Origin of the sequence: Streptomyces panaciradicis (genome assembly GCF_023516615.1) — a bacterium.
GTDB classification, from domain to species: Bacteria; Actinomycetota; Actinomycetes; order Streptomycetales; family Streptomycetaceae; genus Streptomyces; species Streptomyces panaciradicis.
Genome location: NZ_JAMGBF010000008.1, coordinates 74,933 through 85,665 on the forward strand (window position 1 = coordinate 74,933; position 10,733 = coordinate 85,665).

At 71.7% G+C, this 10,733-nt stretch carries 7 protein-coding genes; all 7 read right to left on the bottom strand.

Features of this window, described 5'->3' with window-relative positions; translation table 11 throughout:
• Position 1: 1 nt before the first annotated feature.
• Positions 2–1,261, bottom strand: coding sequence for a nucleotide sugar dehydrogenase (locus M8J74_RS04055; RefSeq protein ID WP_058921557.1), 1,260 nt, complete (start codon positions 1,259–1,261; stop codon positions 2–4).
• Positions 1,261–2,031: a WecB/TagA/CpsF family glycosyltransferase gene (locus M8J74_RS04060; protein WP_249835106.1), complete on the bottom strand. Its 771-nt coding sequence runs from the start codon at positions 2,029–2,031 to the stop codon at positions 1,261–1,263. The genes M8J74_RS04055 and M8J74_RS04060 overlap by 1 nt, the downstream gene beginning before the upstream one ends.
• Entirely contained in the window at positions 2,028–3,197 is a 1,170-nt protein-coding gene (locus M8J74_RS04065) for a hypothetical protein (protein WP_249835107.1), read from the bottom strand. The genes M8J74_RS04060 and M8J74_RS04065 overlap by 4 nt, the downstream gene beginning before the upstream one ends.
• 251 nt (positions 3,198–3,448) lie before the next feature.
• Complete coding sequence (locus tag M8J74_RS04070) at positions 3,449–4,048, bottom strand: acyltransferase (protein ID WP_249835108.1); 600 nt, start codon at positions 4,046–4,048, stop codon at positions 3,449–3,451.
• Between the two features lie 70 nt (positions 4,049–4,118).
• Positions 4,119–5,186, bottom strand: a complete 1,068-nt coding sequence (locus tag M8J74_RS04075; protein ID WP_249835109.1) for a glucose-1-phosphate thymidylyltransferase — start codon at positions 5,184–5,186, stop codon at positions 4,119–4,121.
• A 114-nt stretch (positions 5,187–5,300) separates the two neighbouring features.
• Positions 5,301–7,754 carry a SpoIIE family protein phosphatase gene (locus M8J74_RS04080; RefSeq protein ID WP_249835110.1) on the bottom strand — a complete coding sequence of 818 codons (2,454 nt, stop codon included), beginning with the start codon at positions 7,752–7,754 and terminating at the stop codon, positions 5,301–5,303.
• Between the two features lie 77 nt (positions 7,755–7,831).
• A partial coding sequence (locus M8J74_RS04085; protein ID WP_249835111.1) for a hybrid sensor histidine kinase/response regulator occupies positions 7,832–10,733 on the bottom strand: 2,902 nt, incomplete at its 5' end.

The window sequence follows — 10,733 nt, forward strand, 5'->3', positions numbered from 1 at the left end:
TTCAGAGCACCTCGATCGTGGGTCCGGAGGGCAGGCGGCGGCGGCAGTCGAGGACGAACGGGGCGTGCTCGGCGACGAGTTCGTAGTCGAAGCCGTCGTGGTCGGTGAGCAGCACCACCACGTCGGCCTCGGCCAGTTCCTCGCGCGTCGGCTCGACCCGCACCAGCCGGGTGTCGGCCGGCAGGCCCTCGACGACGTGCGGGTCCGCCGCCCTGACCTGGGCCCCCATGTCGAGCAGCAGCTGGGAGATGCGCAGGGCGGGCGACTCGCGGGCGTCGCCGGTGTTCTTCTTGTACGCGAGGCCCAGCAGCAGGATGCGCGAGCCGTTCACCGAACGCCGTCGGGCGTTGAAGTGGTCGGTGATCCGCCGGGTGACGTACTCGGGCATGTGGTTGTTGATGTCGTTGGCGAGCTCCACGAACCGGAAGCTCTGGCCCAGTTCGCGCTGCACCCGCCAGGACAGGTAGGAGGGGTCGATGGGCAGGCAGTGGCCGCCCACCCCCGGTCCGGGCGTGAACTTCATGAACCCGAAGGGCTTGGTGGAGGCGGCGTCGATGGACTGCCAGACGTCGATGTCCAGGTGGTGGGCGAACATCGCGATCTCGTTGACCAGCGCGATGTTCACGTGCCGGAAGGTGTTCTCCAGCAGCTTGGCGAGCTCGGCCTCCTTGGGCGAGCGCACCGGCACCGTGGTGTCGACGAGTTGGCCGTAGAAGTCCTGAACCGCCTTCAGGGAGGCCTCGTTGACACCGGAGACGACCTTCGGGGTCTCCTTGAACCCCCACACGGCGTTGCCGGGGTCGATCCGCTCCGGGCTGTAGCCGAGGTGGAAGTCGGCGCCCGCGGTCAGGCCCGAGCCCTCCTCCAGGATCGGGGCGAACAGCTCCTGGGTGGTGCCCGGGTAGGTGGTCGACTCCAGGACGACCGTCGCGCCGGGGCGCAGATAGCGGGCGAGGGTGATCGCCGACTCCTTGATGTAGCGGAGGTCGGGGGTGCCCTCGTGCAGCGGGGTCGGCACGGTCACCACGGCGACGTCGAAGCCGCCGCAGTCGCGCGCGGACTCGCTCGGTCTGTAGGTGCCGTCGTCCAGCGCTGCGCGGATTCTCTCCGAGGAGACGTCCTCGACGAAGGACTCGCCCGCGGCGAGGCTCTTGATCCGGCGGGCGTCGACGTCGTAGCCGATCACCTCGTGTCCGACCTCGGCGGCCCGGACGGCCAGTGGCAGGCCGACGTATCCCTGTCCAACCACGACGACACGCATCAGTGACTCCTGTTCGCGGGAGCGGTCGACGGGGTGAGCCGGATGAGCTCGCGTGCCGTCATGAGGAGGAAGGAGACGTTGGTGGTGAGGTAGCGCCGGCCCAGGCGGCGCGGCTCCTGCAGCACGCGGTAGAGCCATTCCAGTCCCCACCGCTGCCAGGTCGCGGGGGCCCGCTTGGTGACCCCGGCGAGGATGTCGAAGGAGCCGCCGACGCCGTGCACCACGCGGGCGCCGGTGCGGGCGCCGTGGGCGGCGGTGAAGATCTCCTTCTTCGGGGAGGTCATGCCGAGGAACAGCATCTGCGCGCCGCTGCGGGCGATGCCGTCGGCGATCGTCTCCTGCTCGGAGTCGTCGAAGTAGCCGTTGCGGCTGCCGGCGACCTTCAGACCGGGGAAGCGGTCGGCGACCCGCAGCAGCATCCGGTCCAGCACGTCCTGCCGGGCGCCCAGGAAGTACACGGAGATGCCCGCGGCCTCCGCCTCGCCCAGCAGCCGCAGGAACAGGTCGATGCCGGCGACCCGTTCGGGCAGCGGGGCGCGCAGCACCCGCCCGGCCCACACCACGGCCTGTCCGTCGGCGAGGACCAGGTCGCAGCCGGACACGGCCGCGGCGAGCCGCGGATCGCGGCGCATGTTCACCAGCTTCGCGGCGTTGACCACGCCGATCTCCAGCTGTCTGCCCTCGCGTACGGCCTCCAGGCAGTGCGCGACGGTCTCGTCCATGGTCAGCGGGTCCAGCTCGACCCCGAACAGGGTGCGTCTCGCGCTCATATGCCACCCGCCTGCCAGGCGTGGAGCATCCAGCCGAACTCGTAGGGCCGGCACTCGCGGTCCACGGCCAGCGGACGGTAGACCCGGTCCAGGGTCTTCAGCCGCAGGCCCGGAGCGAGCCGGGTGGACAGGCCGCGGGCGGCCCGTACGGCCTTCTTCGGATCGCCCCGGTACACCTTGCGCCAGGTGGCCCCGAGGTCGTCCAGGATCATCGGCTCCCGGTGCCGGGAGCCGGTCAGTTCGGGTACGTCCGTCATCCAGCGCAGACCCTTGCGGATCGCCGCGCCGAAGTCGGTGCCGCCGGCGTCGGCGAGGTCGAACAGGGCGGTCGGCGCCATCGCGTGCTGGTGGACGCTGTAGACGGGGTAGCCCTCGATCACCGCGCCGGTCCGGGCGTCGTAGTGCCACCACCACTGACCGCCCTCGCCCTGCAGCTCGCAGATGCGTGCCGCGCACGCGTCGGCGGCGGCCAGCGCCTCGGGGTCGCCGTCCCCGTCGCCGCCGGCGTGCGCTCGGGCCAGCGCCTGCAGCGGGTACGTCTGGTCGGCGAAGCAGGCGACGTGCGCCCGGTACCAGGGCACCAGGCCGGGAGCGGTGGCGTGCGGGAACAGCGGGCTGTCGCCGATCCGGCAGCGAAGCAGACGGTCGCGAGCTGCGGTGAAACGTCTCTCCACGTCGACCGTGTCGCGAGCCGCCGCGAACGCGGACAGCACCCAGGCCGCCTCCACGGTGTACTGCGGGCGCCCTTCCACGTCCAGCTCCGTCACCCGCGCCAGGGCGTCGGAGAGTTTGGGGTGCCCGGTCTCGGCGGCGGCCCAGGCGATGAGCGCCGCGTCACCGAGGTTGGTCACCGCCGGCAATGACTCGATGAGCAGCCCCGCGAACTCCTCGGCGGTGCGCCCGCCGAGCACCGCGCGCTGGCGGTCCTCCGGCAGGAACCGGGCCCCGAGCACGGTGATGGCTGCGTAGCGGGTGCTGGTACCGCGCCGCTCCAGGGTCCAGGAGCCGTCGGGGGCCTGCTGTCCGGCCATGGTGAAGACGAAGGCCTCCCCACCGGGAAGCAGCATCGACGGAAGCCCCGACTCGGCCACGGCGAGCAGGCGTCGGGCGAGCGCGAGCAGCGGCGGGTCCTCGTCACCGAGTGCCGCGAGACGTGAACTGGTCATCGGTTGGACACACCAACCCCCCTGTTTTTGCGCAGACTTGAGAGCGTCGCGGCACGCACGGCCGGACGTGGAAGACACAACGGACGTCAGGCGACGGAGCGGACGCCGCTCCTCGCTTCAGGCACAGGTTTCCTCACCCGGTAACCCCCCCTGGGCACTGGTTCGTGTGCTCATTGTGCTGTCTCTGCACAGTTCGCACACATGTTATGCCGGTGAATGTTCGAAGATTTGCGATTTGGCGGAAAGACGCGTCATGCGCGCTCGACCAGCCCGCCGTCCTTCTCGTCGTGCAGCGCACCGGTCTCCGGGCACTCCCACACACCCGGCTCGCCCTCCCGTTCCACCAGGCGTACACCGGCCCGTCCCACCCAGCCGATGCGGCGCGCCGGAACACCGGCCACGAGCGCGAAGTCCGGCACGTCCCGGGTCACCACCGCGCCGGCCGCGACCAGTGCCCACCGCCCCACGCGCACCGGCGCCACGCACACCGACCGGGCGCCCAGCGAGGCCCCTTCGTCCACCACGACGGCGACGGCCTCCCAGTCGTCGCCGCGCTTGAGCTTCCCGCCCGGGTCCACCGACCGGGGGAAGTAGTCGTTGGTGAGGACCGCCGCCGGGCCCACGAACACCCCGTCGGCGAGCACCGCGGGCTCGTAGACGAGCGCGTAGTTCTGGAGTTTGACGTTGTCGCCGATGCGCACGCCGGGACCGACGTAGGCCCCCCGGCCCACGATGCACCCGCTGCCCAGCCGGGCGTCCTCCCGGATCTGGGCCAGGTCCCAGACCGTCGTGCCGTCGCCGATCTCGGCCTTGTCGTCGACCTGGGCGGTCGGCTGCTTCCTGAAGCTCACCGGGCTGGGCCTCTCTTGTCGTCGCACACGACCGCGGGCCCGTCTCGTCGCGGATCCGTCGTCCTGGTCGTCATGAGGAGATCTGCACCTTGCTGTGGTCGCCGAGGACGAGACGGTGGGCGGCGGGCTTGCGGGGAGCGGGAGTGACCTCGACGTTGCGGCCGATGAGGGAGGCCTCCACCCGCCCGACGCCGCGCACCGAGGAGTCGCGCAGCACGATCGAGTACTCGATCTCGCTGTCCTCGATCCGGCAGTCCTCGGCGATCGAGGTGAAGGGGCCCACGTAGGAGTCGGCGATCACGGTGTTCGCTCCGATGACGACCGGGCCCACGATCCGGCTGCCGGTCACCTGCGCCCCGGCCCCGACGCGCACCCGGCCGATGAGCTCGCTGCGCCCGTCGACCGTGCCGTCGATCCGGCCCTCCAGGCTCTCCAGCACCGAGCGGTTGACCTCCAGCATGTCGGTGACGTTCCCGGTGTCCTTCCAGTACCCGGAGATCGTCGTGGAGCGCACGTCCCGCCCGGCGTCGATCATCCACTGCAGGGCGTCGGTGATCTCCAACTCGCCGCGCCCGGACGGCTTGATCGCGCGCACGGCCTCATGGACGGCCGGGGTGAACAGGTAGACCCCGACCAGCGCCAGGTCGCTCCTGGGCTGCCGGGGCTTCTCCTCCAGGCCCACCACCCGCCCGGAGTCGTCGAGTTGGGCCACGCCGAACGCGGACGGGTCCGCCACCCGCGTCAACAGGATCCGCGCGTCCGGGCGTTCGGCGCGGAAGGCGTCCACCAGCGAGGTGATGCCGCCGACGACGAAGTTGTCGCCCAGGTACATCACGAAGTCGTCCTCCCCCAGGAACTCCCGGGCGATCAGCACCGCGTGGGCCAGCCCCAGCGGGGCGGACTGCGGGATGTAGGTGATGTCCAGGCCGAACGCGCTCCCGTCGCCGACGGCCGCCCGGATCTCCTCGGCCGTGTCCCCGACGACGATCCCGACCTCGCTGATGCCGGCCTGCGCGATCGCCTCCAGGCCGTAGAACAGCACCGGCTTGTTCGCGACCGGTACGAGCTGTTTCGCCGACGTGTGGGTGATGGGACGCAGACGAGTGCCCGAGCCGCCTGACAGCAGGAGTGCCTTCACGCGATCACCATACTTACGCCACACTTGTAGAGGAAAGGATTCCGCACAGGTGTGGCCGGTGCCCGCCGGTTCACTCCGGGCCGCCGGGTCCGTCGCCGGCGACCGCTCGACGGGTCAGTCGACCCGGATGCCGACGATGCAGGTGTCGTCGTCCGTGTCGGACCTGCTGTGCGTGAGCAGCCGGTCCAGCTGCTGCTCCAGCGTCGGCGGAACCGCGCGCGCCGCCGTCAGCAGCTGGGCCAGGGACTCCTCCACGGACCGGTCACGGCGCTCGATCAGGCCGTCGGTGTACATCAACAGCGTGTCGTCGACGGCGAGTTGGACCTCCTGCTCCTCGTAGCCCGCTTCCGGTACGGCGCCCAGCAGCAGCCCCTTGACCAGCGGCAGCGCCGTCGCCTCCGTGCCGCGCACCAGCACCGGCGGCAGATGGCCGGCGCGCGCCCAGCGCAGGGTGCGCCGTTCGGGGTCGTACAGGGCACAGACCGCGGTGGCGGTGATCGAGCCGGTCAGATGGTGGGCCACCATGTTCAGCCAGGTCAGCACCTGGCCCGGCCCGGCGCCGGTGACGGCGAGCCCGCGCAGCGCGTTGCGCAGCACGACCATGCTGGTGGCCGCCTCTATGCCGTGCCCCGCGACGTCGCCCACACACAGCAGCACCAGCCCGGAGGGCAGCACGACCGCGTCGTACCAGTCGCCGCCGACCAGGTGCTGGGTCTCCGCGGGCCGGTAGCGCACGGCCACCCGCAGCCCGGGCGCCTCCAGCGGGGCCTGCGTCGGCGGCATGATGGCGTGCTGCAGCTGCAGCGCGAGCCGGTTGCGCTCACTGGCCTGCTGCTCGGTGTGGGCGAGCTGGTCACGGGTCGCGGCGAGGGCCACCTCCGTCCAGTGGTGGGCGGAGATGTCCTGGTAGGCGCCGCGTACGACGTACAGCTGGCCGTCGGAGTCGAGGACCGGCTCCGCCACGACCCGGATGTGGCGGGTGACCCCGTCGGGCCGCTGCAGCCGGAAGGCGGCCGACGCGGGCCGGCGCTGGTGCAGCACGGCCCGCAGGAACCGGCCGATGGCCACGGCGTCGTCGGGATGCGCGTGGGCGGCCAGGTCCTCCAGCGGCACGGGGGAACTGGAGGCGGACCGGCCGTAGAGGTCGTACAGCTGGCCGTTCCAGGTGATCTCGCCGGTGAGCAGGTTCTCCTCGAACCCGCCGATGCGGCCCAGGCGTTGGGCGTGCTGGAGCAGATTGGCCAGCCGGGCCGTCTCGTCCTCGATGCGCCAGATCAGCAGGACGCTGCCGCCGTGCCTGCTGATGTTGATGTCGGCGACCGCGGTCAGGTGCACGTCGTCCACCAGCGCGGTCAGCCGCATGCGGTGGGCGCGGTAGGGCTCGCCGGTGGCGTAGACGCGCTCGATCCGCTCGAACAGTTCGCTCTGCCCCGCGGCCAGGGGATAGGTCTCCAGCAGCAGGGCGCCGTTGATGACGCCGCGTGGCCGGCCGGCGGGGTCCAGGAAGCGGCCGTTGACGTGCTGGATGCGGAAGTCGACCAGCCGTCCCTCGGCGTCCAGGTGGGGCATCAGCACCAGGGCCGGGTCGTGCAGCCCGTCGGTGAGGTCCATCAGCTCGGCGACGTCCGGCAGGATGCGCGGGCCCGTGTCCGACGCGGGGTCCGGCGGCGCCGAGGTCTGCAGCGTGTGCGCGCACAGCTCCGCGAGGGCCTCGATCTGCCGGACGATCGGCGGGGAGAGCTGATCCAGCGGTTCCGGCCAGGCGATCTCCAGCACGCCGTGGATCCGGCCGCCGGTCCCCGCCGGTACGGCCACCCGGCCGCCCTCGGGGTGATGGTGCTGGCCGATGGAGGGCAGTCCGGTCTCGGCCAGGCTGCGGATCCATTCACCCCCCTCCTCGGTGAGACCGCGCCGCGCCACCGTCGTCACCCCCGGCGGCACATGCCGCCAGCGTCCGGCCTCGGCGGTGGAGAACCCGGCGCTGCCCGCCAGGCTCAGCGAGCCGTCGGCCCCCAGCCCCCAGATCGCCACCGCCTCCGCGCCGAGCGGTGTCAGGGCGTGCTCCAGCAGGGAGTCGGCCACGGCCTGGGTGTCGTCGGCGGCCAGCGCGCCGCTCTCGGCGGTGCGCAGCCGTACGGCGGACGAGGTGCCCGCGGCCGACGCCTCGGCGTCGGACCGGGCCGCGGTGGCGGCGAGGAAGGCGCTGGTGACCTCCGAGACCCGGTCGCGTGAGGCCTGGTTGATGACCTCGACGGCGAACTCCAGCGGCGTCACGCCCGCTTGCTCGGTCAGCTCGGCGAGCTGCCGCGCCGCCTGCGCCGGCCCGCAGCCCAGCCGCTCGACCAGGATGCCCTTGGCCAGTTCGATCAGGGCGCGGCCGTCGGCCTCGGCCTGCGCCGCCCGCACCTCGCGGCGCAGCCGGTCCACGGTCGCCGCGAGCCGCCCGACGGGGGACGTCTGCTCGGGACCGTCGGCGCCGGCGGTCTCCGCGACGGACGTGCCGGAGTCGCCGGGCGCCTGGACGTGCTCGGTGGCGGGTGATGCCTGCGGCTGACGGAGATCACTCACGGTTGGCCTGTTCTGCGGCGGCGACGCCGGGCGACGTCACGCGGTCGGCTGGGGGACTCGGCGGATGCGGCACCCGGTCACGAGGGCAGCCACTGACGGACGCGGGCGATCAGGTCGCCGGTGTCGACGGGCTTCGTGATGTAGTCGTTCGCTCCCGACGCCAGACTCTTCTCCTGGTCGCCCGGCATCGCCTTCGCGGTGACGGCGATGATCGGCAGCTCCGCGTACTGCGGCATCGAGCGGATCTCCGCGGTGGCCGCGTAGCCGTCCATCTCCGGCATCATCACGTCCATCAGGACCAGCGAGATGTCGGGGTGCGCGAGCAGCATCTCGATGCCCTTGCGGCCGTTGTCGGCGTGCAGGACCTCGAACCCGTGCAGCTCCAGCACCCCGCTGAGGGCGAAGAGGTTGCGCGCGTCGTCGTCGACGACCAGGACCGTGCGGCCGATGAACGAGTCGTCCACGACCTGCGCCGGTGTGTGCTGCGTCTCCTCGGCGCGCACCAGCGACAGCACGTCGCCCGGCTGCTCGGCGGACAGGTGCAGGGTGATGCGCTCGCGCAGCTCGTCCAGGCTGGAGAGGAAGTCCAGCGGCCGGTCGCCCGCCAGGGCCCGCAGCGCCTGCTCCTGGGAGAGGTCGACCCGGTGCCCGGTGTGCACCAGCACGGGCACGCTGGCCAGCGCGGAGTCGCCGCGCATGGCCTCCAGGAAGTCCGCGCCCTCGGCGTGCGGCATGCCGAGTTCGAGGACCACGCAGTGGCAGGGCTCGGCCGCCAGCGTGCTCGCGGCCTCCTCCGCCCCGACGGCGGTGATGATGTCGATCTCGCCGTGCGGGTCGGCCGGGTCGTGCGCGATGTCCGAGACGGCCCGCTCGGCGACGAGCGAGAGCAGACCGCGCTGGCGCTCCTCGACGACCAGCAGGCGGCGCCTGCGGTGCCCGGGCGGCGGTGTGGGACCGGACAGGGCCCGGGGCGAGGCCGCGTCCGGGAGGCTCTGGTCCCGGTGCTGCTCCGCCGGCCTGCCGCCGTCCGCCAGCTCCTCGAAGTCGGCGCGGGCGACGGGCAGATAGAGGGTGAAGGTGCTGCCCTGGCCGGGAGTGCTGTCGACGGTGACGGCACCGCCGAGCAGGTGGGCGATCTCCCGGGTGATGGACAGGCCCAGGCCGGTGCCGCCGTACTTGCGGCTGGTCGTCCCGTCGGCCTGCTGGAACGCCCCGAAGATCGTCTCCAGTTGCTGCTGGGGGATGCCGATGCCGGTGTCCTTCACCCGGAACGCCACCACGGGACCGCCCCGGTGCACGCCGGGCGGCACCTCCCGGTCGGCCGCCGGTTCGATGCGCAGCTCCACGCCGCCCTGCTCGGTGAACTTCACCGCGTTCGACAGCAGGTTGCGCAGGATCTGGCGCAGCCGGGAGTCGTCGGTGAGCAGGTCCGCGGGCGTGCCGGGTGCGGTGGCGACGGTGAACTCCAGGCTCTTCTGCGTCGTCATCGGGCGGAACGTCGCCTCGACGTACTCCAGCAGCTGGCGCAGCGGGACCCGCTCGGGGGAGACGTCCATCTTGCCCGCCTCGACCTTGGACAGGTCGAGGATGTCGTTGATCAGCTGCAGCAGGTCGGAGCCGGCCGAGTGGATGATCCCCGCGTACTCGACCTGCTTCGGGGTGAGGTTGCGCGAGGGGTTCTGGGCCAGCAACTGGGCCAGGATCAGCAGGCTGTTGAGCGGGGTGCGCAGTTCGTGGCTCATGTTGGCCAGGAACTCCGACTTGTACTTGGAGGCCAGCGCCAACTGCTGGGCGCGGGTCTCCAGTTCCTGCCGGGCCTGCTCGATCTGCAGGTTCTTCGCCTCGATGTCGCGGTTCTGCGAGGCCAGCAGGGAGGCCTTCTCCTCCAGCTCGGCGTTGGAGCGCTGCAGCTCGACCTGCTGGACCTGCAACTCCCCGGACCGCGCCTGCAGTTCGACGGTCAGCCGCTGGGACTCCTCCAGCAGCTCGTCGGTGCGGACGTTGGCGACGATGGTGTTGAGGTTGACGCCGATGGTCGGCATCAGCTGGGCCAGGAAGTCCTGGTGGATCTGCGTGAAGCGGGTCAGCGAGGCCAGTTCGATGACGCCGAGCACCTGCTCCTCGACCACGATGGGCAGAACCACCAGGGCGCGGGGGAGCGCGTGGCCCAGGCCGGAGGAGATGCTGACGTAGCCCTCCGGCAGGTCCTCCACGGTGATGGTCCGGCGGTTGCGCGCCGCCTGCCCGACCAGGGAGCGGCCGACGGGGATGCGGGTGGGCCGCTCGTCGTCGTCGGGGAAGCCGTAGGAGCCCACCAGGCGCAGGTCGTGGCCGGCCTCGGTGTCCTCGGCGAGGTAGAAGGCGCCGTACTGGGCCGCGACGAGCGGCGTCAGCTCGTCCATGATCAGCTCGGCGACGACCGGCAGGTCGCGGTGGCCCTGCATCAGGCCGGAGATGCGCGCCAGGTTGGTCTTGAGCCAGTCCTGCTCCTGGTTGGCCCGGGTGGTCTCGCGCAGGGACTCCACCATGGAGTTGATGTTGTCCTTGAGGTCGGCGACCTCGCCGGAGGCCACCACGGTGATCGAGCGGGTCAGGTCGCCCTCGGCGACGGCGCTGGTGACCTCGGCGATCGCACGGACCTGCCGGGTCAGGTTCCCGGCCAGTTCGTTGACGTTCTCCGTCAGCCGCTTCCAGGTGCCCTCGACGCCCTCCACCTCTGCCTGGCCGCCGAGCCGGCCCTCGCTGCCGACCTCGCGGGCGACGCGGGTGACCTCCGCGGCGAACGACGACAGCTGGTCGACCATCGTGTTGATGGTCGTCTTCAGCTCCAGGATCTCGCCGCGGGCGTCGACGTCGATCTTCTTCGACAGGTCGCCGTTGGCCACCGCGGTCGTCACCAGGGCGATGTTGCGGACCTGCCCGGTGAGGTTGTTGGCCATGGAGTTGACGTTGTCCGTCAGGTCCTTCCAGGTGCCGGCC

Excerpts from the sequence above, each read along its gene's own strand:
- M8J74_RS04065 (WP_249835107.1), bottom strand. The coding sequence starts at position 3,197 with ATGACCAGTTCACGTCTCGCGGCACTCGGTGACGAGGACCCGCCGCTG.
- M8J74_RS04055 (WP_058921557.1), bottom strand. The coding sequence starts at position 1,261 with ATGCGTGTCGTCGTGGTTGGACAGGGATACGTCGGCCTGCCACTGGCC.
- M8J74_RS04060 (WP_249835106.1), bottom strand. The coding sequence starts at position 2,031 with ATGAGCGCGAGACGCACCCTGTTCGGGGTCGAGCTGGACCCGCTGACC.